Annotated in this window: 21 protein-coding genes and 1 tRNA gene; 8 read left to right on the top strand and 14 right to left on the bottom strand. The window is 65.6% G+C overall.

Translation table 11 applies throughout. The features are described 5' to 3' along the window. Nucleotides 1-113: 113 nt before the first annotated feature. The 5 genes from KTJ87_RS03205 to KTJ87_RS03185 form a co-directional block, all read right to left on the bottom strand. Nucleotides 114-602, bottom strand: coding sequence for a hypothetical protein (locus tag KTJ87_RS03205; protein WP_267137618.1), 489 nt, complete (start codon nucleotides 600-602; stop codon nucleotides 114-116). A 36-nt stretch (nucleotides 603-638) separates the two neighbouring features. After that, nucleotides 639-725 (bottom strand) — tRNA-Leu (locus KTJ87_RS03200). 344 nt (nucleotides 726-1,069) lie between these two features. Continuing rightward, nucleotides 1,070-1,612 (bottom strand): tetratricopeptide repeat protein, encoded by a 543-nt coding sequence (locus KTJ87_RS03195; protein ID WP_267137617.1) that lies wholly within the window; start codon nucleotides 1,610-1,612, stop codon nucleotides 1,070-1,072. Between the two features lie 35 nt (nucleotides 1,613-1,647). After that, a complete protein-coding gene (locus tag KTJ87_RS03190) occupies nucleotides 1,648-2,460 on the bottom strand; it encodes a hypothetical protein (RefSeq protein ID WP_267137616.1) in 813 nt (270 codons plus the stop codon). Between the two features lie 207 nt (nucleotides 2,461-2,667). Beyond that, complete coding sequence (locus KTJ87_RS03185; protein ID WP_267137615.1) at nucleotides 2,668-3,132, bottom strand: Lrp/AsnC family transcriptional regulator; 465 nt, start codon at nucleotides 3,130-3,132, stop codon at nucleotides 2,668-2,670. Nucleotides 3,133-3,236: 104 nt separating this feature from the next. Between KTJ87_RS03185 and putA the strand changes: the two genes are divergently transcribed. Together putA and KTJ87_RS03175 are read left to right on the top strand one after the other, a co-directional pair. Further along, entirely contained in the window at nucleotides 3,237-6,677 is a 3,441-nt protein-coding gene (putA, locus tag KTJ87_RS03180; RefSeq protein WP_267137614.1) for a bifunctional proline dehydrogenase/L-glutamate gamma-semialdehyde dehydrogenase PutA, read from the top strand. 30 nt (nucleotides 6,678-6,707) lie between these two features. Next, on the top strand, nucleotides 6,708-7,454 hold the full coding sequence (locus KTJ87_RS03175; protein WP_267137613.1) for a rhomboid family intramembrane serine protease: 747 nt from the start codon (nucleotides 6,708-6,710) through the stop codon (nucleotides 7,452-7,454). A gap of 36 nt (nucleotides 7,455-7,490) precedes the next feature. Here the strand turns inward: KTJ87_RS03175 and KTJ87_RS03170 are convergent, their stop codons facing one another. Continuing rightward, nucleotides 7,491-8,276, bottom strand: coding sequence for an inositol monophosphatase family protein (locus tag KTJ87_RS03170; RefSeq protein WP_267137612.1), 786 nt, complete (start codon nucleotides 8,274-8,276; stop codon nucleotides 7,491-7,493). A 235-nt stretch (nucleotides 8,277-8,511) separates the two neighbouring features. On the opposite strand from KTJ87_RS03170, the gene glsA reads away from it, so the two are divergent. Next, the gene (gene glsA / locus KTJ87_RS03165) at nucleotides 8,512-10,374 is read left to right on the top strand and encodes a glutaminase A (protein WP_267137611.1); all 1,863 of its coding nucleotides are present in this window, start codon (nucleotides 8,512-8,514) and stop codon (nucleotides 10,372-10,374) included. A gap of 26 nt (nucleotides 10,375-10,400) precedes the next feature. On the opposite strand, the gene KTJ87_RS03160 is transcribed toward glsA, so the two are convergent. Further along, nucleotides 10,401-11,675, bottom strand: a complete 1,275-nt coding sequence (locus tag KTJ87_RS03160) for an MFS transporter (protein WP_267137610.1) — start codon at nucleotides 11,673-11,675, stop codon at nucleotides 10,401-10,403. A gap of 129 nt (nucleotides 11,676-11,804) precedes the next feature. Then, the gene (locus KTJ87_RS03155; protein ID WP_267137609.1) at nucleotides 11,805-12,746 is read right to left on the bottom strand and encodes a LysR family transcriptional regulator; all 942 of its coding nucleotides are present in this window, start codon (nucleotides 12,744-12,746) and stop codon (nucleotides 11,805-11,807) included. A gap of 92 nt (nucleotides 12,747-12,838) precedes the next feature. Here KTJ87_RS03155 and metF point away from each other — a divergent pair, with 92 nt between their 5' ends. From metF to KTJ87_RS03140, 3 genes are all read left to right on the top strand, one after another. Beyond that, complete coding sequence (metF, locus tag KTJ87_RS03150; protein WP_267137608.1) at nucleotides 12,839-13,705, top strand: methylenetetrahydrofolate reductase [NAD(P)H]; 867 nt, start codon at nucleotides 12,839-12,841, stop codon at nucleotides 13,703-13,705. Between the two features lie 62 nt (nucleotides 13,706-13,767). Then, complete coding sequence (locus KTJ87_RS03145) at nucleotides 13,768-14,253, top strand: PaaI family thioesterase (RefSeq protein WP_267137607.1); 486 nt, start codon at nucleotides 13,768-13,770, stop codon at nucleotides 14,251-14,253. Next, nucleotides 14,229-14,786, top strand: coding sequence for a GNAT family N-acetyltransferase (locus tag KTJ87_RS03140; protein ID WP_267137606.1), 558 nt, complete (start codon nucleotides 14,229-14,231; stop codon nucleotides 14,784-14,786). Before KTJ87_RS03145 ends, KTJ87_RS03140 begins: the two co-directional genes overlap by 25 nt. Nucleotides 14,787-14,789: 3 nt before the next feature. Here KTJ87_RS03140 and KTJ87_RS03135 read toward each other — a convergent pair whose 3' ends face one another. The 3 genes from KTJ87_RS03135 to KTJ87_RS03125 all read right to left on the bottom strand — a co-directional run bounded on the left by KTJ87_RS03135 (nucleotide 14,790) and on the right by KTJ87_RS03125 (nucleotide 19,337). Beyond that, complete coding sequence (locus KTJ87_RS03135; RefSeq protein ID WP_407650456.1) at nucleotides 14,790-15,845, bottom strand: DUF2235 domain-containing protein; 1,056 nt, start codon at nucleotides 15,843-15,845, stop codon at nucleotides 14,790-14,792. Further along, entirely contained in the window at nucleotides 15,832-18,129 is a 2,298-nt protein-coding gene (locus KTJ87_RS03130) for a xanthine dehydrogenase family protein molybdopterin-binding subunit (RefSeq protein WP_267137605.1), read from the bottom strand. Before KTJ87_RS03130 ends, KTJ87_RS03135 begins: the two co-directional genes overlap by 14 nt. A 65-nt stretch (nucleotides 18,130-18,194) precedes the next feature. Beyond that, on the bottom strand, nucleotides 18,195-19,337 hold the full coding sequence (locus tag KTJ87_RS03125) for a type III PLP-dependent enzyme (RefSeq protein WP_267137604.1): 1,143 nt from the start codon (nucleotides 19,335-19,337) through the stop codon (nucleotides 18,195-18,197). A 132-nt stretch (nucleotides 19,338-19,469) separates the two neighbouring features. Between KTJ87_RS03125 and KTJ87_RS03120 the strand changes: the two genes are divergently transcribed. Then, nucleotides 19,470-19,898, top strand: coding sequence for an Lrp/AsnC family transcriptional regulator (locus tag KTJ87_RS03120; RefSeq protein WP_267137603.1), 429 nt, complete (start codon nucleotides 19,470-19,472; stop codon nucleotides 19,896-19,898). Nucleotides 19,899-19,963: 65 nt separating this feature from the next. Then, entirely contained in the window at nucleotides 19,964-23,080 is a 3,117-nt protein-coding gene (locus tag KTJ87_RS03115) for a valine--tRNA ligase (RefSeq protein ID WP_267137602.1), read from the top strand. A 20-nt stretch (nucleotides 23,081-23,100) separates the two neighbouring features. Here the strand turns inward: KTJ87_RS03115 and KTJ87_RS03110 are convergent, their stop codons facing one another. The 3 genes from KTJ87_RS03110 to KTJ87_RS03100 are packed head-to-tail and all read right to left on the bottom strand — an operon-like array spanning nucleotide 23,101 to nucleotide 25,369. Further along, nucleotides 23,101-24,435: an MATE family efflux transporter gene (locus KTJ87_RS03110; protein WP_267137601.1), complete on the bottom strand. Its 1,335-nt coding sequence runs from the start codon at nucleotides 24,433-24,435 to the stop codon at nucleotides 23,101-23,103. After that, nucleotides 24,432-24,947, bottom strand: a complete 516-nt coding sequence (locus tag KTJ87_RS03105; RefSeq protein ID WP_267137600.1) for a PaaI family thioesterase — start codon at nucleotides 24,945-24,947, stop codon at nucleotides 24,432-24,434. Before KTJ87_RS03105 ends, KTJ87_RS03110 begins: the two co-directional genes overlap by 4 nt. After that, entirely contained in the window at nucleotides 24,944-25,369 is a 426-nt protein-coding gene (locus KTJ87_RS03100) for a PaaI family thioesterase (RefSeq protein ID WP_267137599.1), read from the bottom strand. The genes KTJ87_RS03105 and KTJ87_RS03100 overlap by 4 nt, the downstream gene beginning before the upstream one ends. Nucleotides 25,370-25,458: the final 89 nt, after the last annotated feature.

Raw genomic sequence — 25,458 nt, 5'->3', positions numbered from 1 at the left:
GCCGGACTCGAACCGGCACGCCGTACGGCTAGGGATTTTAAGTCGGCCAACACACCCTTAAGTCTTTGTTTTCTATTAGCTAAGGATGTCACAATGTCACAGCGTGGCACAAGCTATGGCACAGTTTTCTTCCATTCGGACACGGCCTCTCTGATGCCGTATACTTCGACCAGAATTTCGTTCGCGTCATTAAGAGCGAATGCGATGTAGTCGGCGTCGATGGTTTGGCTGTGATCTCTCCAGTCAGCTTGCTTGCTATCTCCGAAATTCTTGAAGAATGTCACGCTCATGTCACCGAGATTGCCGACCTGCCAAGCACCATGAATAGCCATATGGCGATTTTCAGTTCCCGCCTCTATTCTTTTGCAGACTTCACGAATGCGACCTTGGATTTCGTGTGGGGCGGTCGAGGCCGCGTTCTTCAGATCGGACAGCTTCCCGTCTATTCCAGGCTTCTTAAGGAGGGGTCTCGTCTTGTCGAATTGGTCCTTGTCGTGTGGATCAAGACCTTTGAGTTCAAGGCACAAAAGCCAAGCCGCCCACTCTATGTGGGCACAGCTTGCAACGTACTCACCTAGGTTCCGAAGGAATTCGGTCGGCAATGCACTACAAATTATTCGACTCATTTAATCCACTTCTGGTGCGGACGGCGGGACTCGAACCCGCACGCCAATAACAGGCCAGGGAGTTTAAGTCCCATGTGTCTACCATTCCACCACGTCCGCGTCAGATAAATGATCCTAAGAATCAACTAGAGCCTGAATTCATGTGGGTAAGTGAGCTGTCAATCCAAGGGATTTTTTTTCTTGGTTTTTTTGAGCCTACTCCTTTACGGTCCGCAACGTATTGGTAACGTTGGAAAAATCGGAGGGTTCGGTATCGGAACGTTCTCAATACCGGATATAGATGGCACAGACAAAAATCAACCGTCTAAGATATTGATATTCCAATGAAAAACTATCCACAACTTACAGATGATTTTAAGTCCCCTGTGTCTACCATTCCACCACGCGGGCCCGGCACCAGCGTTTAGGCGACAGCGCACGCGGCGTCCACGCCGATTGCCGGATCAGATGTCCTTGCCGGGTGGCTCGACGAGCAATCCGCGCTCGGGCAGCCAGGGGTTCAGCTTCAGCGCGGAGCGCAGGGCGGCCTGCCCGGCCTCGTCGCGGCCAAGCCGCAGAAGCGTTAGCGCAAGGCCCGACATGGCCGCGATATGGTCGGGGTCACGCTCGAGCGTGCGCTCCAGATCCTCCAGCGCGGCGCCGTAGTTTCCGCGCAGAAAGTCGACAAAGGCGCGCTGGTTGTAGCCTTCGGGATAGTCGGGACAGTAGGCCGTCAGCTCGTCAAAGGCCGCGCGCGCGCCATCCCAGTCATAGGACGACCGGGCGCGCATCCCGCGGTCCAGCATCTCTTGCGCGGCGGCGTCGGGCGCATCCGTCCAGATCTCCCACAAGCGGTTCACCTCGGGGCGCGCCGCACCTTCGGTCGGGGCGGCCTGCAGCCGGGCGATGATCGCCGCCATTTCGGCCTCGTGGTCGGGGGCCTGCGGACAGGTCTCTGCCAGCAGGGTGGTCGGGGCCATGATCAGGGCAACGATAAGCGCGCGCATGGCCTGATGATGCCCGGCGCGCCGCCTCGGTCAAGTCACGAAGCCGCGCGCATCCCCTCGTGCTGCGAGAACAGGAACCGGACCGGATCGCCCGCGACGATCCGCGCCGCCGAGACCAGCCCTTGCGATTCGAGACCGCCGCCAACTGCAATGCGTCCGTGTTGATGGACCGACCCCGCCGACCCCGGCTGTCCATGCACCACCCAGCGCCCGTCTGTGCGCGGCACGGTGTGAAAGCGCGCATGACCGTTCAGCACGGTCTCTGGCGATTGCAGCCGCAGCGGCAGGCCGGGGTCGAGCGCGGCATGTGCGGCGACAAGGTTGCCGCTGGTCCACAGCAGCGGACGGCGCGCGAGCCAGGACACAAGGTCCGGCCCGAGCGCCGCCGCCAGCTCCGCCGCCGCGCGCCACAGCGCGTCCGGTGTGATGTCGGCCGCGAGAGAGATGCGAAAGGCCGACAACATGGCCCGCCCGCCCTGGGCAAGCCAGACCGGCCCGAACGCCGGCGGAGATTTCAGAAAGTCGAGAAGCGCGCGTTCGCGGTCGCCCATCAGGACGACGATCTCGCCGTCCGAGGCCTGCTCTGCGCCCGCGAGCGCCTGCATCACATCCTGCGCGGTCGCCCCGCCCGACAAATCGCCAAGAAACACGATCCGCGAGCGATTGAGGCCCGAAGCCTCGATATCCTGGCCGATGGTGTCCAGCAGGCCGCCGAGACGGTCCAGACCTCCGCATAGAGGACCCACCACATAGCATGGGATGTCAGGACGGGGCGCGCCGGAACGCGCGGACCGCCCAAGCGGCCGAATCCGCCGGGGCGTTCCCGGCATCATGTCGTAGGTCATCATCGTACTTGCCCCGTTCCCCGCAGGCCTTCGATGCTCTGCGGGACAGCGGCCCCCGGCGGCACAATGCGGCGGTACTGCGGCACGGCACAAGACATAGCGGCGGAAACATGTCTTCGGCGGCGCGTTTGGCGACAATTCGGCGCCCTTTGCCTGAATTGTCCACGAAGTTGCGCCTTGAGCGTGCACGCGGCGGTGCGGGCGCCCGACTCAGATGCCGTCTTCCTTGACCGCCTCCATCGCCACATAGGTCGAGGTATGCGAGACATGCGGCAGCGACGAGATGCGTTCAGCCAGGACACGGCGATAGTCCGACATGCTGGATGTGCGCACCTTCAGAAGATAGTCGAACGAGCCTGCGATCATGTGCGTCTGTTCGATCTCGGGCACCTTGCGCACCTCTTCGTTGAACGCCGTCAGCGCGCCCTCGCGCGTGTCCGACAGCCGCACCTCGACAAAGGCGACGTGGTCCAGCCCCATACGGATCGGGTCGAGCATGGCGCGATAGCCGGTGATGACGCCGTCCTGCTCGAGCCGCTTCAGCCTGGCCTGCACGGGGGATTTCGACAGCCCGACTTCACGCGCCAGATCGGTCACGCTGATGCGCCCTTGCGTGCTGAGAATGCGCAGGATCTTGCGGTCGAAGGAGTCGAGATCGGCTTCGTTCAATTGCATCGTGTCTCTCTCGATTTTCAGGTGGAACGCCCGCCATTTCTGGAAATTCGGCCGAATTGCCCGAGATTCAAGTGCTATCATCGCCGAATTGACAGGAGAGTGCCATGCCTCGTGATGCAGACCGGGCCCCGCGCGATGCGATCGATACCGGCATGTATGCCGAAGAACGAACCATTCTGGACCGTCTGATCCACACCGCCGCGCTAAGCGACGCCGACCGTGCCGCGATCGCGTCCGAAGGCGCGCGTCTCGTGCGCCGCATCCGCACCAGCGGACGCCCCGGCCTGATGGAGGTGTTCCTTGCCGAATACGGCCTGTCCACCGAGGAAGGCATCGCGCTGATGTGCCTGGCCGAGGCCTTGCTGCGCGTGCCCGATGCCGAGACCATCGACGCGCTGATCGAGGACAAGATCGCGCCGTCCGACTGGGGCAAGCACCTTGGGCATTCGTCGTCCTCGCTGGTCAACGCCTCGACCTGGGGCCTGATGCTGACGGGCCGCGTGCTGGAAGACCCGCGCCCCGGCCTTGCGGGCACGCTGCGCAGCGCTATGAAACGGCTGGGCGAGCCGGTGATCCGTGCCGCCACCGGGCAAGCAATGCGCGAGATGGGCCGCCAGTTCGTGCTGGGCGAGACCATCGGCAAGGCGATGGACCGCGCCGCCAAGCAAGAGGCGCGCGGCTACACCTATTCCTACGACATGCTGGGCGAGGCGGCGCGCACCCATGCCGACGCCGACCGCTATCACCGGGCCTATGCAGACGCGATCCGCGCCATTGGGCTGGCCGCCACCCATGAGAAAAGCCGCGACAACCCCGGCATCTCGGTCAAGTTCTCGGCGCTTCATCCGCGCTACGAGGACACCCATGCGGATACGGTGATCGAACAGCTTGTGCCGCGCGTCCTCGATCTCGCGCTGATGGCGCGCGAGCGGAACATGGGCCTGAACGTGGATGCGGAAGAGGCGGACCGGCTGTCACTATCGCTTGACGTGATCGAGCGCGTGGTGGCGGACGAACGGCTTGCAGGCTGGGACGGGTTCGGCATCGTGGTGCAGGCTTACGGGCAGCGCGCGGGCGACGTGATCGACTGGATCAACGCCCTGGGCGAGCGGCTGGACCGGCGGTTCATGGTCCGGCTGGTCAAGGGCGCCTACTGGGACACCGAGATCAAGCGCGCGCAGGTGATGGGCGTGGACGGCTTCCCGGTGTTCACGACAAAGCCCGCGACCGACATCAGCTACATCGCAAATGCGCGCAAACTGCTGTCGATGACGGATCGCATCTATCCGCAGTTCGCCACGCACAACGCCCACACGGCGGCAGCGATCCTGCACATGGGCGCCGATCCTGCCGTCTACGAATTCCAGCGCCTGCACGGCATGGGCGAGCGGCTGCACGACATCCTGATGGAAGAGAACGCCACGCGCTGCCGGATCTATGCCCCCGTCGGCGCGCACAAGGACCTTCTGGCCTACCTCGTCCGCCGTCTGCTGGAGAACGGCGCGAACTCATCCTTCGTGAACCAGATCGTCGACGAAGACGTGCCGCCCGAAATCATCGCCGCCGATCCCTTCGACGCGCTGCCCAAGGTGCGGCGCGTGGTCGAGCCGGGGCCAGACCTGTTCCGCCCCGAGCGCGCCAACGCAAAGGGCTGGGACTGGACGCACAGGCCGACCCGCGCCGCCATCGATGAGGCGCGCGGCGACTGGGCTTCGACCACCTTCGACGCAGAGCCGCTGATCGACGGAGCCGTGCAGAGAGGCGATACCGCGACGTCGATGAATCCCGCAGTTCCGGGCGACACCGTTGGCCGCGTCACGCAAGCGAGCAGCGCGGATGTGGAAACCGCGCTGGCCTCGGCAAAGGTCTGGGACGCGCCTGCGCAAGAGCGCGCGAAGGTGCTGAACCGCGCCGCCGACCTCTATGAGCAGAATTTCGGCAAGCTGTTCGCCATCGCGTCGCGCGAGGCGGGCAAGTCCATCCCCGACGCGGTGGGCGAATTGCGCGAGGCGGTCGATTTCCTGCGCTACTACGCGGCGCAGGCACTGGCCCTGACGCGGCCGCCGCTGGGCACGGTCGTCTGCATCAGCCCGTGGAATTTCCCGCTGGCCATCTTCACCGGCCAGATCGCAGGCGCGCTGGCGGCAGGCAACGCGGTGATCGCCAAGCCCGCCGAACAGACGCCGGTGATCGCGGATGAAGCTGTGAAACTGCTGCACGAGGCGGGCGTTCCGCGCGCCGTGCTGCAGTTCCTGCCGGGAGACGGCGGAACGGTGGGCGCGGCACTCACATCGGACGGTCGGGTGAACGGTGTCGCCTTCACCGGCTCCACCGAAACAGCGCTGGCGATCCGCCGCGCGATGGCCGATCATATGGCGCCCGGCACGCCACTGATCGCGGAAACCGGCGGGCTGAATGCGATGATCGTCGATTCGACCGCGCTGCCCGAACAGGCGGTGCGCGACATTGTCGCCTCCAGCTTCCAGTCGGCGGGGCAACGCTGTTCGGCGCTGCGCTGCCTTTATGTGCAAGAGGATGTTGCGGATACCGTGCAGGCGATGCTGTTCGGCGCGATGGACGCGCTGCACATCGGCGATCCGTGGGAGGTGTCCACCGATGTCGGCCCGGTGATCGACGCCGAGGCGCAGGGCCAGATCGCTGCCTATGTCGAGGCCAAGCGCAAATCGGGCAAGGTGCTGCACGAACTGACCGCGCCCGAGGGCGGTCATTTCATCGCCCCCGTGGCGGTCCGCGTCTCGGGCATCGAAGAGCTGGAGCGCGAGGTGTTCGGCCCGGTGCTGCACATCGCCACCTACAAGGCGACCCGGATCGACCGGGTGATCGACGCGATCAACGCGCGCGGCTACGGGCTGACCTTTGGCCTGCACACGCGGATCGACGACCGGGTGCAGCACATCACCGACCGTATTCGCGTCGGCAACACCTATGTGAACCGCAACCAGATCGGCGCCATCGTCGGCAGCCAGCCGTTCGGCGGCGAGGGGTTGTCGGGCACCGGACCCAAGGCGGGCGGCCCGTTCTACGTTCCGCGCTTTACCCGGCCCGATCCCGGCACGGCGCAGGACACTGGCGGAGACGCGACCGAGACCGCCGTGCAGAAGGCGCTTCTGGCAGCGGGTGACGGCGCGGTGCGCGATGTCGTGGACCTGCCAGGGCCGACGGGTGAATCGAACCGCCTGACGCGGCTGGCGCGACTGCCGATCCTCTGCCTTGGCCCCGGTCCGGACACCGCGCGGGCGCAGCGGCAGGCGGTCGAGGCGCTTGGCGGACGCGCGCTCGAGGCGGCAGGGCTGGAGGCGCAGGCGCTCATCACGCTTGGCGGCTTCTCGGCCGCGATCTGGTGGGGCGACGCGGACACCGCACGCAGCCTGACGCAAGCCTTGGCCAAGCGCGATGGCGCGATCCGGCAGCTGATAACCGGCCAGCCGACCGAGGCCGACGCGCTGCTGGAGCGGCACCTGTGCATTGACACCACCGCGTCCGGCGGGAACGCCGAATTGCTGGCGAAGGCGGGTTCCGCTTGACCTTTTGCGGATCGGGAACACTGTTGGCGCATGTTTCCGATCCGCGATCATAACCCGTCGACGCAGACCCCTTGGGTCACCTATGCCCTGATCGCCACCAACGTCGTGGTGTTCCTGCTGTATCTGCCGCTGATGGACGATCCGCGCGCGTTGCAGCAGTTCTTTCTGACCTGGGGCATGGTGCCTGCGCGCATCGCGTCAGGCGACGGCTATCACACGCTGGTGACATCACTGTTCCTGCACGGCGGGTTCATGCACCTGGCGGGCAACATGCTGTTCCTGTGGATCTTCGGCGACAACCTGGAGGAAGACCTTGGGCGCGCCGGGTTCCTTGCCTTCTACCTGGCCAGCGGCGTCGGTGCCGACCTGATCCAGATGGCCGCCGCCCCGCTGTCGCTGATCCCGACGGTGGGCGCCTCGGGCGCCATTGCGGGCGTGATGGGCGGCTACCTGCTGCTCTATCCGCGCGCTCGGGTGGATATCCTGTTCATATTGTTCGTGTTCTTCAAGATCATCCCGGTGCCCGCCTGGGTCATGCTGGGCCTGTGGTTCGCGCTTCAGGTGTTCAGCGGCGTCGGCGCCGACCCCGATATGGGCGGGGTCGCCTACTGGGCGCACGCGGGCGGATTCCTGATCGGTTTCCTGTTCATGATCCCGACCTTCCTGCGCAAGGGCGGCACCGCCTTCTGGACGCGGACGCACGGCCATCCCGACCACCCCGAGGCGAAGTACAAGTTCCAGCGCAGTTCGGTTCCGACCATCGACCGGCGCAGATGATCGCCGACGGGGCAACGCTCTTTGTCGGGGGCGTTCCTAGCCGCGGATGACCTTGGCGAAGCCGTCGAAGATCGGATCGTTGGCGCAGAGGATGTCACCGGCCTCGACCGGGTTCTCGCCGGGGGTGATCGCCTCGACAAAGGCCCCCGCTTCGCGCGCGATCAGGATGCCTGCCGCCACGTCCCACGGCTTCAGCCCGCGTTCCCAGAACCCGTCATACCGCCCCGCAGCCACATAGGCGAGGTCAAGCGCCGCCGCGCCCCAGCGCCGCACGCCCGCACAGGCCGGCAAAAGCCGCCCCAGGTCGCGGATCGTCGCGGGCAGGTCGGGGCGGCCGCCGAACGGCAGGCCGGTGGCGAAGATGCACTCGATCATCTTGTGACGGCCCGAAACGCGCGTGCGGGTCTCGTTCATCCAGGCGCCGGTGCCCTTCTCGGCCACGAACATCTCGTCCTTGGCCGGATCGAAGATTACCGCAGACACGATCTCGCCCTTGTGTTCCAGCGCGATGGACACCGCCCAGTGCGGCAGTCCGTGCAGGAAGTTCGTGGTGCCGTCGAGCGGATCGACGATCCAGCGGCGGGTCGGGTCGGTGCCCTTGACCTCGGCGCTTTCCTCGCCCAGCCAGCCATAGTTCGGGCGTGCCTCGGTCAGTTCCTCGCGGATGATCTTTTCGGCGGCGATGTCGGCCTTGGACACGAAATCGCCCGCGCCCTTCATCGAGACCTGAAGGTTCTCGACCTCGCGAAAATCCTTCACAAGGCTGCGGCCCGCCTTGCGCGCGGCCTTGATCATCACGTTGAGGTTGGCGCTGCCCTGCATCGTCGTCTCCGTCTGTCAGGCGGCGCGTATACGCGGCAGGGCGGACGATGCCAAGAGGCGTGACACGGGCGGCGGCAGGCAGCGTGATTCACATGCGCCCAAAATGGTGGCGGATTGCCCGATAATAAGGCGCACGCCTGCGCGTACCCCGGCAGAATCCGCCACCGGCGCGTTTTTTCTGCAAGGCCACAACGCTTTGAATAGGTTGCCCGAAGGTCAGTCTGGGAGACCGTGCATGTCGTCATCCATACCCGCCTTCGAGGCGGGCACCAGTGCCGCAGATGGACCGATCAGCCGCTATCTCGATGCGCTTCACGACCGCCTGCTGCCGCTACGCGACGGCGAAATAGCCACCTATATCCCCGAATTGTCGACCGCCGATCCCGACGCCTTCGGCATCGCCATCGCCACTGTCGACGGCCATCTCTACACCTCGGGCGCGGCGGGCCATCCCTTTACAATACAGTCGATGTCCAAGCCGTTCACCTATGGCTACGCCCTGCGGTCCTGCGGCGTGGCGCGGGTGCTGGAACAGGTCGGCGTCGAGCCCACGGGCGAGGCGTTCAATTCGATCATCCTCGACAATGTGAACAACCGCCCGTTCAACCCGATGGTGAACGCGGGCGCCATCGCGGTCTCGGAACTGATGCCGGGCGACACGCCAGAGGCGCGGCTGGCGATGATGATGGACTTCTTCAACGATCTTGCCGGGCGCAGGCTCGACATCGACGAAGCGGTCTTTGCGTCCGAGCGCGACACCGGCCACCGCAACCGCGCCATCGCCTACATGATGCTGAACTCTGGCATGATAACCTCGCCCCCCGAGGACGTGCTGGAGCTGTATTTCAAGCAATGCTCGATCAACGTGACCTGCGCCGACATGGCGATGATGGCCGCGACGCTGGCCAACCACGGCACCCAGCCGGTGACCGGGCGCAAGATCCTCGACCCCGACCAGATCCGCGACATGCTGACCCTTATGTCGACCTGCGGGATGTATGACTACGCGGGCCAATGGGCCTACGAGGTCGGTCTGCCCGCAAAAAGCGGCGTGGCGGGCGGTATCTTTGCGGTGATCCCCGGACAGGCCGGAATCGCGGTCTATTCGCCGCCGCTCGACCAGGTCGGGAACTCGATCCGGGGCGTGGCGGTCTGCAAGGAAATCAGCCGCGATTTCGGGCTGCACGCGTTTTCCGACCGGACCATGGTGCAGACGGTGATCCGCCGCGAATACCGCGCGTCCGAGGTCCGGTCCAAGCGCCTGCGCTCGGTCGCCGAAATTGCGGTGCTGGCGCGCGAAGGCCACCGCATCGCAGTGCTGGAGGTGCAGGGGGCGCTGTTCTTCGGCTCGGCCGAGCGGCTGATCCGCCGTCTCGCCGCACTGGCCGAGGACTGCATGGCCATCGTCATCGACTTCAAGCGCTGCTCTGACGCGGACCCAGCAGCGCTGCGCCTGATCGAGGAAGCCGTCGCCCGCTTCGGCGAGGCGGGGCCGGACCTGGTGGTGACCCATGTGCCGGGCGACCACCCCTTGCGCGCGCTCTTGCCGGGCGGTGCGCGGGGGACGGGGCGCGTGCTGACCCTGCCCGACACCGACACCGCGCTGGAAGAGCTCGAGAACGACCTGCTGTCCGGTTTCTTCGAGACCGACGATCTGGCCCGCTTCGCCCTGAAACGGATCGACCTGTTCCACGGGCTGGACGAAGGCTGCATCAAGGCGCTTGAGGGCGCGGTGTCGTCGTTCCAGTTTTCTGCCGGTCAGCAGGTGATACGCGAAGGCGACGACGCCAACGCCTTCTTCGTCGTCGCGTCCGGTGCGGCCAGCATTTCGGTCACGCTGCCGGGCGGCCAGCGCAAGCGCGTCGCCTCGGTCGGGCCGGGGCAATCCTTTGGCGAAATGGCACTGATCGACGGGGGAAAACGCACCGCCGATGTCCACGCCGACAGCGCGATGATCTGCTACGCGTTCTCGGTGGATCGCATCCGAGAGATCGCCAAGGCCCGGCCCGAGGTTCTCACGACGATCCTGCAGAACCTTGTCATCAGCCTGACCACCCGGCTGCGGATGGCGAACGACGAAATCCGGAACTTGGTGTAAAAGACACGTCCGCGCAGCGAAACAGTCTAGCCATGCTCCGCCCGCGCGGCTTCCTCGCGGTCCGCCTCGCCCTGTTCTGCCGCCCAGACCCCGGCCACCTCGACCGTAACCGGAGACGCCGTCGGGAGGACGCCGATATAGCTTTCGGTATTCCCGACAGCCACCGGCGCGCGTTGCGTCATCCGGTAAAGCGCATAGCCCGCGATCAAGCCGAAGGTGCCCCCCAGAACGACCCAGAAGGCAAAGGGGTCAAACTGCTGCATTGCCCAACCGGCGACCAGCGGCCCGAGGATCGCCCCAACGCCGAAGGTGAAGACCAGACCGCCCGAAGCGGCGGGCATGTCTTCTGGCGCCAGAAAGTCATTCGTGTAGGCCAGAAACAGCGCATAGAGCGGCGTTGTCACGCCCCCGGCAAAGAAGGCGGATGCCATCAGCGGATAGATGCTGCCACCCGACAGCCAGCCGATTGCGCAGGAGATTGCGCCAAGCAGGGCAGATCCAAAGATCAGCTTGCGCCGGTCGATCCGGTCCGAGAGCCAGCCGATCGGATATTGCATCAGAAGCGCACCGGCGAACAGCATCGCGACAAACAGTGCGATCTGACCCGAAGTCATGCCGATCTGCGTGCCAAAGACCGCGCCCATGCCCGATTGCGTGGCGTAGACACCCCCCAGAAAGAATATTCCCAGCGTGCCCAGCGGAGAGTTTCTGAACAGCTCTTTCAAACCCATCGGCCGCGCCACCTGCGCAGCCGGAACCGGCGTGATCGACAACAGGATCGGGGCAAATGAGATCGAAACCAGGATGGACGCCCAGATGAACAGCGCTGCCGTCGTTTCGTCGCCCAGTGTCAGCAATCCCTGCGCCCCGATGATTCCCAGGGTCTGGGCGATCATGTAGGCCGAAAGCACCTTGCCCCGGGTTTCGTTGGTGGCCGCATCGTTGAGCCAGCTTTCCGCCGTGACGTAGATGCCCGACATGCAGAACCCGATAAGGATGCGAAGGACTGTCCAGGCCCACGGCTCTGCAAGCAGCGGAAAGGCGATCAGACCTGCCGACATGAAGCTGCCCAGCGCCGCGAACACGCGGACATGACCCACGCGCCGGATCAGATCGGGACTGAACCGGGCACCCGAGAGGAACCCAAGGAAGTAGCCCGAGGTCACGATGGCAAGTTCCGTTGCGGAGAAACCTTCGGCGCCGCCGCGCAGACCGATGAGCGTGAAGTGCATGCCATTGCCCAGCATGATCAGCACGACACCCAGCAAGAGCGCCCAGATCCCTCCGATCACCTGCAACATGATGCGGCCCCGAATACGTGTGTTTCACGCATTCGGTGACATGGCACGGTGCGTTTCTGCATTGCAGCAACGTCGCTATGGTTGCGATTTGCGACGTTGCCCCGGCAGCGACGCCGCAGGTCGTCTTGGTCAGCCCACTGTCGGCGCTTCCTCGGCGGCCTCGGCGCGCCCCCGCTGCAACTGAACCGGGATCGTCCGTGCCAGACGCAACAGATGCGCCATGAACGGCTTGGTCGTCTCCTCGGCGCGCGTGGCCGCATACAGCCGCCGGGTCAGGCCGCCCTTGGTGATCGGCCGGGTGACATAGTCCGAATGGTAGCGCACCTCGCGCACGACCCAGTCGGGCAACACCGCGACGCCTCGGTTCGACGCCACCAGAAGCAGGATCACCGCCGTCAGTTCCACCTGCCGCACCCCGCGCGGTTCCACCTTGGCGGGGGTCAGAAGCTGGCTGAACACATCCAGCCGCGCACGGTCCACCGGGTAGGTGATGAGCAGCTCGTCGCGGAAATCCTCGGCCTCGACGAACGGCTTTTGCGCCAGCGGATGCTGGGATGAGGCGACGAACACCGGCTCGTAGTCGAACAGCGGCGTGAAATCCATGTGCGGGATCGTCTCGGGGTCGGACGAGATCACCACGTCCACTTCCTCGCGGCCCAGAGCAGGCAGCGCGTCGAAGGCGAGGCCCGGGCGGATGTCGACATCGACTTCGGGCCAGGCCTTGCGGAACTGTTCCAGCACAGGGAACAGCCATTCGAAACAGGCGTGGCATTCGATGGCGATGTGCAGGCGGCCCGACTTGCCCGATTGCAGCGACCGGAACTCCTCTTCCAGCGCCTCGATCTCGGGCAGCACCTTTTCCGCCAGCTTGAGCAGCTTCATCCCCGCCGCCGACAGCTTGAGCGGCTTGGACCGGCGCACGAAAAGCTCCATCCCGGCCTGATCCTCAAGCCCCTTCACCTGATGCGACAGGGCCGATTGAGTGATGTTCATGAGGTCGGCGGCGCGGGCGAGCCCCCCCGCCTTGTGGATCGCGCGGATCGTGCGCAGGTGCCGGAATTCGAGGTGCATCTATCACGGAACTCATAATGGTGTTGAGGATTATGAATTTGTCTCACGCTCCACGCCATGAGACAAGACGGGAACTTGCAAAGGATCACCCCATGTCCGCCCCCAAGGTGTCGTTCGAATTCTTCCCGCCCCAGTCGCTCGAAGCGTCGTTCCGTCTTTGGGACACGGTCAACACGCTGGCGCCGCTCAATCCGCAATTCGTGTCGGTGACCTATGGCGCGGGCGGCACGACGCGCGACCTGACCCATGACGCCGTGGCCACGATCCACAAGAATTACGGGTTGAACGTGGCCGCGCACCTGACTTGCGTGAACGCGACAAGGGCCGAAACGCTGGACATCGCCGCGCGCTACCATGCCGCTGGCGTGCGCGAGATCGTGGCGCTGCGGGGCGATCCGCCCAAGGGCGCGGGCAAGTTCACGCCGCATCCCGACGGTTTCGCCGACAGCTGTGCGCTGATCGAGGCGCTGGCGGACACCGGCAAGTTCCACTTGCGTGTCGGCGCCTACCCCGATCCGCACCCCGATGCTGCCGACATGGACGCCGATGTCGCCTACCTCAAGCGCAAGATCGACGCGGGCGCGGATTCGGCGATCACGCAATTCTTCTTCGAGACGGACACGTTCTTCCGGTTCCGCGACAAATGCGCGGCGGCGGGCATCGACGCACCGATCGTTCCCGGCATCCTGCCGATCGAAAACTGGACCGGCGTGCGCAAGTTCGCCGCGCGCTGCGGCGCCTACATTCCGCAATGGCTGGACGATGCGTTCGACGCGGCGATCCGCGACGACCGCCACGATCTGCTGGCGACGTCTCTGGCGACCGAGATGTGCAGCGACCTGATCGACGAGGGCGTGGACCAGTTGCATTTCTACACGCTGAACAAGCCCAACCTCAGCCGTGACATCTGCCACGCGCTTGGCGTGACGCCCGATGTGAGCCTCGAAAAGGTCGCGTGACCTTGCGGCTGCGGCAATAGTCGCTACCGTCGCCCCCGATCATCAGGACGGGGGCGCATGTCATGGCGCAATACGCAGCGAAGACACCGCAGGACCTGCCGACGCAGGCGCAGCTTCTGTCGATGTCGGGGCTCGACTTCATGCGCGGCATGTTGAGCGGCGCGCTGTCCGGCCCGCCCATAGCGGCCGAGCTGGGCTATACTCTCGATACCGTCGAGGAGGGCCGCGTGGTGTTTCGCGGCACGCCCGAGTTTCGCTTTTCCAACCCGATGGGATCGCTGCACGGCGGCTGGTACGGCACGCTTCTGGACAGTTGCATGGCCTGCGCCGTGATGACGCTGGTGCCGCAGGGAAGCTATTACACGACGCTTGAATACAAGGTGAACATCACCCGCGTGATCCCCATCGGGATGGAGATTCTGGCGACAGGCGTTTCGCTGCACGCGGGCCGGTCCACCGGCGTCGCCACCGGCGAGATCCGGGGCGCCGAGGACGGCAAGCTTTATGCCACCGGGTCCACGACATGCATGATTATGGCAGCGCGATGACCCGGATCGAGACCGAGCGCCTGATCCTGCGCCCGTTCGAGCCGCAGGATCTGGATGCTTTCGCCGCGCTGAATGCCGACCCCGTCGTGATGGAGCATTTCCCGGCGGTGATGACGCGGGACGAGACTGAGGCGTTCATGGACCGCATTGCCGAGAAACAGGCGCGCGTTGGCTATGCCGTCGGCGCTGTCCTCGACAAGGCGGATGGCGCGTTCCTGGGCCTGTGCGGCCTCAACCTGTTCGAGATCGACCTGCCCTGGACCCCGGAGACCGAAATCGGCTGGCGCTTCACGCGCGCGTCCTGGGGCAAGGGCTATGCGTCAGAGGCGGCACGCGCATGGCTGGCGTATGGCTTCGGCACGCTTGGTCTGTCGCGGATCGTGGCCTTTACAGCGACCGCCAACCACGCGTCGTCAAAGGTCATGGAACGGATCGGGATGGAGCGGGCCGAACACCTCGATTTCCAGCACACGCATGTGCCGCCCGGACACCCGCTTGCCCCGCACATCGTCTACCAAATGACGGCGCCCTGAACCTCAGGTCGCGGGCGCCCGCATCTGCATCGCCGGCACGTCGCCCGTCACCGTCCAGTGCACCCGCTCTGACGGATCGTGCCCGATGGCGCGCGGACGGCGGGCGACAAAGGCCTTGCCCCAGCCCCGGTTCATACCGACGGACGGCGCGTTGGGATCGGTGGCGAAGCGCCCCCGCCATCCCTCGGGCAGCGACAGCCCCCGCGCCTCGGCACGCTCCAGCATCCAGACGAGCGGGATATTCGACAACGGCCGCGCCGCATCGAAGCCGCCCAGCATACCGCCGACATCACCGTGACTGCCCCGGAACCAGACCTGTTCGACGCGCGCGTCCGTGGTGTCTGTCGTTTCCCACAGCACCGGCGCATAGGCCATCCGCGCCTCGTCATGGGCGAGCGCGTGGTAGCCGTGGCGCACCGAAGGCCCAAGGTCATGGTTGTGAAAGGCATGCGCTTCCCCGCCGATGTTCCACACCAAAGGCACGCGCAGGCCCAGCGCCTTGACCGTGTCGAATATGCCGATCATCTCGATGGGCGCGGCGTCGTGGCAATAGAGCCGGGCAAAGGCGCGGGCGACCTCGCCCTGCCCGCCGCGCATGTAGTGGCGATACGCCTCGCGGATGTTGCGCTCGGTCGCATGGTCGGTGCGCAAGAGCCCAAGCTGGTCGATCACCCCGGCGAGCGAGCGCACCGCATAGGCCCCGCGCGAGAACCCGAACAGGAAGATCCGGTCGCCGTCCTTGTAGCGCGAGGCGATCAGACCATAGGCGCGGCGGATCTGGCGGTTGATGCCGCGCCCCTCGATCACGTCGCGGGTGGCCGACCACGTCCGCCACTGGATGCCCTTTTCATAGTGCAGCGACAGGTGCGCCGAGGGCGCGACCTCACGCAGGAGCTTGTAGATCAGGCCGACGTTGGATTCCTCGCCCTCGCGCAGAGACGACATGGTTCCGTCCAGCAGGACCACATGATCGACGCGCCCACGGCGATAGCCAAGTTGCGACGTCTCGGCCCAGGGCCGAAACGACAGCAGACGGCGGAGGCGGTCATTCAGCAGCAATCGACCTCTCGTTCAGCATCGACCAAACCCGCAGCGGGGTGAACGGCATGTCGACCTTGTGAATGCCTTCGTCCCAGACGGCGTCCAGCACGGCATTGGCGACGGCGGCCATCGCGCCGACGGTGCCCGCCTCGCCGCAGCCCTTCATGCCCATCGGGTTGGCGGTGGACGGCACGGCCTCGGTGTAGAAGGCGATCATCGGCAGATCGTCTGCGCGGGGCATTCCGTAGTCCATGAAGGTGGCGGTCAGAAGCTGGCCGTCGGCGTCGTAGACCGTGTGTTCCATCAGCGCCTGACCGACACCCTGCGCGACGCCGCCATGCACCTGCCCCTCGGCCAGCATCGGGTTGATGAGGTTGCCGAAGTCGTCGGTGACGGTATAGCCGACCACCTCGACCGTGCCGGTGTCGGGGTCGATCTCGACTTCGGCGATATGCGCGCCGTTGGGATAGGACCGCGCGGGCAGCTTGGCGCTTTCCTTGAAGCTTAGCAGATCGGTGCGCCCGGCGGAGCGGGCCATCTCGGCAGCATCCAGGAAGGTCGGCGTCAGGTTCGACCCTTCCGCGCGGAACCGCTCGTCATCGAAGCTGACGGCGGCGGGATCGACGCCCATTTCGCCCGCAAGAAACTCGGAATAGGCCGAGATCATCGTGCCAACGGCCTGAAGCGTGACGTTGTTCTGCACCGTGACCGACCGCGAGCCGCCGGTTCCGCCGCCCCAGGCGATGCGGTCGCTGTCGCCCTGCACCACCTCGATCTTGTCGGCGGGAATGCCGGTCTGGTCGGACAGGAACTTGGCGAAGACCGTCTCGTGCCCCTGCCCGTTCGACTGCGTGCCGACATAGATCGACGCGGTGCCATCGTCGTTGAACGCGACCTCGACGTTCTCGGACGGATCGCCAAGGATCGATTCGATGTAATAGCAAAGCCCCATGCCGCGCAGCTTGCCCGCCTTGGCGCTTTGCGCGCGCCGCGCCTCGAACCCGGCGCGGTCGGCGTGGATTTCGCAGGCGCTCAGCACGCGGTTGAACTCGCCCACGTCATAGGTCTCGCCGGTCGCGGCCTTGTAGGGGAATTTCTCGGGCGCGATGAAGTTGCGGCGGCGCAGTTCCCACGGGTCGATGCCCAGAACGCGCCCCGCATTCTCCATCGAGCGTTCCAGCACGTAGATCGCCTCGGGGCGGCCCGCGCCGCGATAGGCATCCACGGGCGTGGTGTTGGTGAACAGCCCCTCGACATGCAGATAGCTGGTCTGGATGTCATAGGTGCCGCACAGAACGCGGGCAAAGAGGTTCGACTGGATCAGCTGCCCGAAGTTCGAGACATAGGCGCCAAGGTTGGACACGCTGTCCACACGATAGGCCGTGATCCGGTAATCCTCGTCAAAGGCCAGTTCGGTCGTCGACACCAGATCGCGGCCCGCGTTGTCGGTCAGCATCGCCTCGGTGCGGTCCGACATCCAGCGCACGGGGCGCCCTGTGCGGCGCGCGGCCTCGGGGAGGAAGTAATACTCGGGATAGGGCATCCCCTTCATGCCAAAGCCGCCGCCGACATCGGGGTTGGTCACGCGCACCTGCTCGCCAGTCAGCCCGTAAGTGGCCATCAGCCGGTCCTTCATGCCCCACACGCCTTGCCCGTTGAAGCACAGGTGCAGCTTGTCGCCGTCCCACTCGGCATAGGCGCCGCGCGCCTCCATCGAGTTGACGATGACGCGGTTGTCCTCGATCTCGAGCTTGACGCGGTGGGCGGCGGCCTCGAACGCGGCGTTCACCGCAGCCTCGTCGCCAAGGCCCCAGTCATAGACCCGGTTGTCCGGGGCATCGTCGTGGATCGGCGCGCCGCCGAAGGCCAGATCGACATGTGCGGGCAGATCGTCGACGTCGAACTCGATCAACTCGGCGGCATCCTTGGCCTGCTCCAGCGTCTCGGCGACAACGACCGCGACCGCCTCGCCGACAAAGCGCACCTTGTCCTTCGCAAGGAACGGGCGCATCGGCGCTGCGGCAGAGGTGCCGTCGCGGTTCTTGATGATCGTCGCCGTGACGTGCAGCGAAATGCCCGCCTCCTCGAAATCGGCGGCGGTCAGCACCAGCGCAACGCCGTCGGCCTCGCGCGCCTCGGACACGTCGAGCGTGCGGATCACGCCATGCGCAGCGGTCGAGCGGAAGACGAAGGCATGCAGGGCACCCTCTGGGGCGATGTCGTCGACATAGCGTCCGCCCCCGGTCAGGAACCGCACGTCCTCGGTGCGTTTCACCGACTGGCTTTTTCCGAACTTGTCCATCGCGCGCGTTCCTTGTCCCTCGTGTCCGGGGGGACATTAGCGGCAGGCGCTTGAGTGTCCAGACGTCAGACCGTGCGCTTGTGCAGGGTGGCCGTCTCGAAGTCGCCGTAGCCGTTGAACCGCGTGGCGATGGCCGTGCCATAAGCGCCGATGCCGTCGAAAATGACATAATCGCCCTCGCCCAGCGTCTCTGGCAGCGCCACAAGGCCCGGCAAGCGGTCAAGGCTGTCGCAGGTCGGACCGAACACGGGGCGCAGGGCGGTGTCGCCGGTGCGCTCGGTGCCATCGGGCGCCAGCGCGCGAATACGGTCGGACGGGCCGATGTCGCGCCATTCGGACAGGGCCCCGTATATGCCGTCGTTCAGGAACACATCGTCACCCCGGACGGCCCGCACCTGCGCGGCAAGGATGAAGGCATCTGCGACCATCGCGCGCCCCGGCTCGCACACCAGCGCGGGGGGCGTTTCGCCAAAGGCGCGGGTGACGGCGGTCTCGATCACGTCGAAGACCCAAGCCAGCACCGGGGCGCTGCCCGCGCGGTGCGCCGGAAACCCGCCTCCGACGTTCAGCCGGTGCAGCGTCACGCCCGCCTCGTCGGCGATCAAGGCCGCGCGCTCGATATAGCGCGCCCAGGCTTCGGGGTCGGTGCACTGGGTGCCGGGATGGAAGGTGAGCGAGGCGTTGAAACCGGCCTCCGTCACCTGCCGCAGCAGATCGCTCGCCGCTTCGGGGTCGGCGCCGAACTTGGAGCCGAAATCATAGGCCGCGCCTTTGACCGGCAGGCGGAACCGCACCGACACCTCCGCGCCTGTCGGCAGGCCGCAGGCGATCAGCTTGTCCAGCTCGCTTTGCGCATCGACCGAGAACGACCGCACGCCAAGCGCCAGCGCCTCGGTGATCTCGGCGCGCGCGCGCACGGGATTGTTGTAGTGCATCACGGCGCCGGGCGCATGATGCGCGACCAGCCGCGCCTCCCACGGGGAGGCGATGTCGAAAGCGGTCATTCCCTGTGCCGCAAGCGCCTCGATCACGCGCGCATCGGGGTTGGCCTTGACCGCATAGGTCACCAGCCCCGGGAACCCGCCGATAAAGGTCTGCGCCGCCCGCTCCAGCGCCGCGGGGTCGAAGTAGATCACCGGGCGCTCCGGGCGTTCGGTCGCCAGATGCGCCGCGATGCCGGGCCATGGGGTATGGATGAAATCTCGCATGTCGCCTCCTGCCATGTGCCGGGTCTTTGCCCGATCCGTTCCAATGTGACCTGAATGCTGTCGATTTCACCGGACATTGCGACCGGGTTGCAGTAGACTTTCGGCAAAATGACGAAGTAACCGGCGATCTGCATGGATACCCTCGACCGCGACATCCTGCGCGCCCTGTCCGACGACGCGCGCCTTTCGGTTGCGGTGCTGGCCCGTCGCCTTGGCGTCGCCCGCTCGACCGTGCAGGCGCGCATCGAACGGCTGGAGCGGGACGGCACCATAGCGGGCTATGCGCTGCGGCTGGGGCATGCGGCAGAACCGCTGATCCGCGCCACCGTCCTGTTGACCATCGAGCCGCGCGCGCAGGGCGCGGTCCTGTCCCGCATCCGTGCCATGCCAGAGGTCGCAAAGGCCGTCACCACGTCGGGCCGTGTCGATCTGATGATCGAGCTGGCCGCCGACAGCACCGCGCGGATCGACGCGGTGTTGGACGATCTCGGCGCGATCCCCGGCGTGAAGGCGTCCGAAAGCCTGATCCACCTGTCCCGCAAGATCGACAGGCCGATCTGAGCCTTTCCCTCGCCCGCCCCGTTCGCTAAGTCACGCCCTGACCCCAAGCGAGACGGACCGACACCATGGCGATGGACAAGAATTTCGACGCGGCCGAAGCCGAGGCGCGGATCACCGCAGCCTGGGAAGACGCAGGTGCCTTCAAGGCGGGCGCGAATGCCAGGCCCGGCGCCGACAGCTTTTGCGTGATGATCCCGCCGCCAAACGTCACCGGGTCGCTGCACATGGGTCATGCGTTCAACAACACGCTGCAGGACATTCTTGTCCGCTGGCACCGGATGCAGGGGCACGACACGCTCTGGCAGCCCGGCACCGATCACGCGGGGATCGCCACGCAGATGGTCACGGAACGCGAAATGGCCGCGAACGGCGAGCCGCCCCGCACCGAGATGGGACGCGAGGCGTTCCTGGCCCGCGTCTGGCAGCAGAAGGTCAAGTCGCGCGGCACGATCATCGGACAGCTCAAGCGGCTTGGCGCGTCCTGTGACTGGTCGCGCGAGGCGTTCACGATGGGCGGCGCCGACGGCGACCCCGACAAGGGCACGCACCCCAATTTCCACGATGCCGTCATCAAGGTCTTCGTCGACATGTACGACAAGGGCCTGATCTATCGCGGCAAGCGGCTGGTGAACTGGGACCCCCATTTCGAGACCGCGATTTCCGACCTTGAAGTCGAGAACATCGAAGTCGACGGCCACATGTGGCACTTCAAGTATCCGCTCGCAGGCGGGGAAACCTATACCTACGTCGAGAAGGACGAGGACGGCACCGTCCTGTTCGAGGAGGTGCGCGACTACATCTCCATTGCCACCACCCGGCCCGAGACGATGCTGGGCGACGGCGCGGTCGCGGTGCATCCGTCGGACGCGCGCTATGCGCCCATCGTCGGCAAGCTGTGCGAGATCCCCGTCGGGCCTAAGGAACACCGCCGCCTGATCCCGATCATCGTGGATGAGTATCCCGATCCGACCTTCGGCTCGGGCGCGGTCAAGATCACCGGCGCGCATGACTTCAACGACTACCAGGTCGCCAAGCGTGGCGGCATCCCGATGTTCAACCTGATGGACACAAAGGGCGCGATGCGCGCCGATGGGCGCCCCTACGCTCAGGAAGCCGCCGATGCGCTGGCCATCGCGCGGGGCGAGATGACGTTCGACGAGAACTCCATCGCCGCGATGAACCTTGTCCCCGACCACCTGCGCGGGCTGGACAGGTTCGAGGCGCGCAAGGCAGTTGTGGACGAGATCACCGCCGAGGGTCTGGCCGTGATGGTCACGGACACCGACCCGCGTCTGGGCAAGGCGGCGGTCAAGACCCCGCTCGCCCCCGAGGAAGGCGGCGAGGTGCGCGACGCGGAGCTTGTCCCGCTGGTCGAGGCCAAGAAGATCATGCAGCCGTTCGGCGACCGCTCGAAGGTCGTGATCGAGCCGTATCTCACCGACCAGTGGTTCGTGGACGCAGCAAAGATCGTCGGCCCGGCGCTGGATGCCGTGCGCAACGGCGACGTGAAGATCATGCCCGAGTCGGGCGAGAAGACCTATTTCCACTGGCTCGAGAACATCGAGCCGTGGTGCATCTCGCGCCAGCTGTGGTGGGGGCACCAGATCCCGGTGTGGTACTTACCAAAGCTTGATGTCGATGAAGATGGTTACCTTTGCCAAGGCTACACGGTCGGTGAGAATGGCCAGCCAACCTCCAGTATCGGCGGCGATCGAATCTGCGCTCACTCTGAGGAAGCGGCGTTAGAGGAAGCCAAGAGAAGAGTTTCGTCTTTGACCGATGAGGAGGTCGAGCTTGTCTTCGGGGAACCTCTTCCAGGGCATACTGGGATCAAAATCCTCGCGAACGGCAAGAAGCGTATCAGACTTCATCGCGACCCCGACGTCCTCGACACATGGTTCTCTTCGGGCCTCTGGCCCATCGGCACGCTCGGCTGGCCCGAGGACACCGAGGAACTGAAGCGTTACTTCCCGACCAGCGTTCTGGTCACCGGACAGGACATCCTGTTCTTCTGGGTCGCGCGGATGATGATGATGCAGCTTGCCGTCACCGGCGAGGTCCCGTTCCGCGAGGTCTATCTGCACGGCCTTGTCCGCGACGCCAAGGGCAAGAAGATGTCGAAATCGCTCGGCAACGTCATCGACCCGCTCGAGATCATCGACGAATACGGCGCGGATGCATTGCGCTTCTCGTCGGCTGCGATGGCGGCGCTGGGCGGCGTGCTGAAGCTGGATATGCAGCGCATCGCGGGCTACCGGAACTTTGGCACCAAGCTGTGGAACGCCACCCGTTTCGCGGAAATGAACGAGGTCTTCGCCGCGCCTACCGGGCTGCCCGACCTTGCCGCGATGCAGGGCACCGCGAACAAATGGATCGTCGGCGAAACCGCCCGCGTGCGCGAAGAGGTCGACACCGCCCTTGCCGCCTACCGCTTCAACGACGCCGCCTCGGCGCTTTACTCCTTTGTCTGGGGCAAGGTCTGCGACTGGTATGTCGAATTCGCCAAGCCGCTGCTGGACGACCCCGCACTCGCGGACGAGACGCGCCAGACGATGCGCTGGGTGATCGAGCAGTGCCTGATCCTGCTGCACCCGATCATGCCCTTCATCACCGAGGAACTGTGGGGCACCACGGCGCCGCGCGACAAGATGCTGGTTCATGCCGACTGGCCGACCTATGGCGCTGCGGGCATGGTCGATCCGGCCGCAGAGCGCGAGATGCGCTGGGTCATCGCGCTGATCGACGCCGTTCGCTCGGCCCGTGCGCAGATGCACGTTCCGGCGGGCCTGCACATCCCGATGATCGAGGTGCAGCTTGACGAGGCAGGCCGCGCCGCGTGGGAGCGGAACGAGGGCCTCATCAAGCGCCTCGCGCGGATCGACAGCCTGACCCGTGCCGATGCCGCGCCCAAGGGCGCCATCACGCTGGCGGTCGAGGGCGGCACCTTCTGCCTGCCGCTGGCCGACATCATCGACGTGGCCGAGGAACAGGCGCGGCTGTCGAAGACGCTCGAGAAGCTGGAGAAAGACCTGCGCGGCCTGATGGGACGGCTGAACAACCCCAAGTTCGCCGAAAGCGCGCCCGAAGAGGTTGTCGAGGAAACCCGCGAGCTTGCCGCGCAGAAAGAAGACGAGAAGGCCAAGCTGAAAGCGGCGCTCGACCGGCTGGCCGAAATCGCCTGACGCTTTTCCGTCCCGCTGCCCTACGCGGCGGCGGGCCGGTCCGCCTCGGCTTCCAGAGCGGGATAGCGCAGCGCAAGCGTGAGGCCGCGCACGACGAACGAGACCAGGAACGCGATCCACAGGCCGTGGTTGCCGTAGGCCGGAACCAGCACCAGCACCGCCGCAACGTAGACCACAAGCGACACCGCCGCCATGTTGCGCATGTCCGCCGTGCGGGTCGCGCCGATGAAGATGCCGTCCAGCATCCACGCGGGCAGCGCCAGGATCGGCACGAGCACCATGTAGATCAGGAACAGCTTTGCCGTCTCGCGCACCTCTGGCGCGGTGGTCATGATGTCGATGATCTGCGGCCCCAGCAGCAGGAAAGCCAGGCTCAGCACCGCGCATGTGCCGAGGCCCCAGACGCTGGTGAGCATCGCCCCGCGCCGCAGCCTGTCGCGCGCCCGCGCGCCCAGGGCCTGCCCCACCAGCGCCTCGGCGGCAAAGGCGAAGCCGTCCAGCGCGTAGGCGGTGAGTTCAAGGAACTGCAGCAGGATCTGGTTCGCTGCCAGCGGCACGTCGCCGAAATCGGCGCCGAGAAACAGAAACGACATGAACATCGCCTGCAGCATCAAGGACCGCAGCAGGATGTCGCTGTTGACCTTCGCCATGCGGATCAGGCGCACCCGGTCGAACACGCGCGGCCAGTCCTTCCACGCCGTTCCTCCGAACGCATCGCGGCACAGCCACAGCCCCAGCGCGAGCCCCGACCATTCGGCAAGGAACGTGGCGAAGGCAACGCCGTTCACGCCCCAGTCGAGACCCAGCACGAACCACAGGTCCAGCGCGATATTCACGCCGTTCATCCAGACCTGAAGCACCAGCACCGCCCGCGTGCGTTCAAGCGCGATCAGCCAGCCGGTCAGCCCGAAGATGGCGATGGCGGCGGGCGCCGACCATATGCGGATCGCCATGTAACCCTGCGCCAGCGTCTCGACCTCGGCGCTTGCGGGTGACAGCCAGAACGCCAGCCGAAAGACCGGCAGTTGCAGCGCCATCAGCGCAAGCCCCCCCGCCACGCCGATCATCACCGCGCGCGACAGCATCGCGGCGACCTCTAAGGCGTCGCCCGCCCCGTGTGCCTGGCTGGTCAGGCCGGTGGTGCCCATCCGCAGAAAGCCGAAGATCCAGTAGATGCCGGTTATGACGATGGCGCCGATGCCGACCGCGCCGATGGGCTCGGGCAAGCCAAGCTGACCGACAACCGCGGTGTCCACCAGCCCCAAGATCGGCACGGTGGCGTTGGACAGAACGATCGGGAACGCGATCTTGAGAACGCGGGCATGTGTCAGTCGCGGGGTGTCCGCGACGCTCACCCTGTGCTGTCTCTTTCGGGCATCAGGAAATGCCCGGTGCCTTGCGCATAAAGTCGGCTGCGATTGTCTTGCCATGCCTCGACATGAACGCTGGCATAGCGCCGCCCCGACCGGTTGATCCGCGCGCGGGCATAAGCATCGCGCGGCAGGCCCGAGCGCAGGTAGTCGATGGTGAAATCGATGGTCTTGGGCAGCCGGACCGCCCCGGGCGCGGCCAACGTCTCGGGATCAAGCGCGCCCGATTCGATGTCGTCCCAGAGATAGGACCACGACAGCTCGATGATCGCGGTCACTTCCAGGAACGACGCGGTCGCGCCGCCGTGCAGCGCGGGCAGGATCGGGTTGCCGATCAGCTTTTCGTCAAAGTGCATCACGGCGGTCAGTTCATCCCCGTGCCGCTCGAATCCGATGCCGAGAAAGCGGATATAGGGCACGCGGCCCACGATCGCCGACAGCGCGCGGTCGCGGCGCTCCTTGACGATCTGTACCGGCTCGGGGCGGGGGCGGCTCATCGCTTGGCCTCCACGGTAAAGGTTCCGGTCGCGGCGGCGACGGGGCGGGTTTCGTCCTCGTCAAAGGCCTGCGCGCGCACGAAGGCGACCGAGCGAGTCATGTGATAGCATTCCGCCCGCGCAGTGATCGACTGCCCCGGGGTCGCCGCGCGCATGTAGTCGATGCGCAGGTCGATGGTCGCCGTGCCGCCCGGGTTGTCGGGATGGGTCATCACCGCCGCGCCGCCGCAGGTGTCCATCAACGCGCTGACCGCCCCGCCGTGGATCACGCCGGTGTCCGGATCGCCGATCAGGTCAGCGTGGTAGGGCATACGGATCGCCGCCATGCCGTCGCCGATCTCGACCATTTCCATGCCCAGCGCCTTTCCAAGCGGAAGGGCCGCGATGAATGTCTCGCCGAAGTCGGCTTTGCGGTCGGTCATGTGGGGGCAGCTTTCTGCGGATGGGCCGGCAGTTTCGTTATTTCGCGCTTGAAGGGGGCGCCGCAAGTGCTAAATTCCGAATTGTTAGC

Source organism: Anianabacter salinae, assembly GCF_019061145.1.
In the GTDB taxonomy this organism is placed as follows: Bacteria; Pseudomonadota; Alphaproteobacteria; order Rhodobacterales; family Rhodobacteraceae; genus Anianibacter; species Anianibacter salinarum.
This window is presented reverse-complemented; position numbering and strand designations above follow the sequence as displayed.

Coding starts and splice junctions, on each gene's coding strand:
- KTJ87_RS03130 (WP_267137605.1), bottom strand. CDS start 18,129: ATGGACAAGTTCGGAAAAAGCCAGTCGGTGAAACGCACCGAGGACGTG.
- KTJ87_RS03125 (WP_267137604.1), bottom strand. CDS start 19,337: ATGCGAGATTTCATCCATACCCCATGGCCCGGCATCGCGGCGCATCTG.
- KTJ87_RS03120 (WP_267137603.1), top strand. CDS start 19,470: ATGGATACCCTCGACCGCGACATCCTGCGCGCCCTGTCCGACGACGCG.
- glsA (WP_267137611.1), top strand. CDS start 8,512: ATGTCGTCATCCATACCCGCCTTCGAGGCGGGCACCAGTGCCGCAGAT.
- KTJ87_RS03100 (WP_267137599.1), bottom strand. CDS start 25,369: ATGACCGACCGCAAAGCCGACTTCGGCGAGACATTCATCGCGGCCCTT.
- KTJ87_RS03155 (WP_267137609.1), bottom strand. CDS start 12,746: ATGCACCTCGAATTCCGGCACCTGCGCACGATCCGCGCGATCCACAAG.
- KTJ87_RS03145 (WP_267137607.1), top strand. CDS start 13,768: ATGGCGCAATACGCAGCGAAGACACCGCAGGACCTGCCGACGCAGGCG.
- KTJ87_RS03105 (WP_267137600.1), bottom strand. CDS start 24,947: ATGAGCCGCCCCCGCCCCGAGCCGGTACAGATCGTCAAGGAGCGCCGC.
- KTJ87_RS03185 (WP_267137615.1), bottom strand. CDS start 3,132: ATGCAATTGAACGAAGCCGATCTCGACTCCTTCGACCGCAAGATCCTG.
- KTJ87_RS03190 (WP_267137616.1), bottom strand. CDS start 2,460: ATGATGACCTACGACATGATGCCGGGAACGCCCCGGCGGATTCGGCCG.
- metF (WP_267137608.1), top strand. CDS start 12,839: ATGTCCGCCCCCAAGGTGTCGTTCGAATTCTTCCCGCCCCAGTCGCTC.
- KTJ87_RS03160 (WP_267137610.1), bottom strand. CDS start 11,675: ATGTTGCAGGTGATCGGAGGGATCTGGGCGCTCTTGCTGGGTGTCGTG.
- KTJ87_RS03140 (WP_267137606.1), top strand. CDS start 14,229: ATGCATGATTATGGCAGCGCGATGACCCGGATCGAGACCGAGCGCCTG.
- KTJ87_RS03175 (WP_267137613.1), top strand. CDS start 6,708: ATGTTTCCGATCCGCGATCATAACCCGTCGACGCAGACCCCTTGGGTC.
- KTJ87_RS03170 (WP_267137612.1), bottom strand. CDS start 8,276: ATGCAGGGCAGCGCCAACCTCAACGTGATGATCAAGGCCGCGCGCAAG.
- KTJ87_RS03115 (WP_267137602.1), top strand. CDS start 19,964: ATGGCGATGGACAAGAATTTCGACGCGGCCGAAGCCGAGGCGCGGATC.
- KTJ87_RS03195 (WP_267137617.1), bottom strand. CDS start 1,612: ATGCGCGCGCTTATCGTTGCCCTGATCATGGCCCCGACCACCCTGCTG.
- putA (WP_267137614.1), top strand. CDS start 3,237: ATGCCTCGTGATGCAGACCGGGCCCCGCGCGATGCGATCGATACCGGC.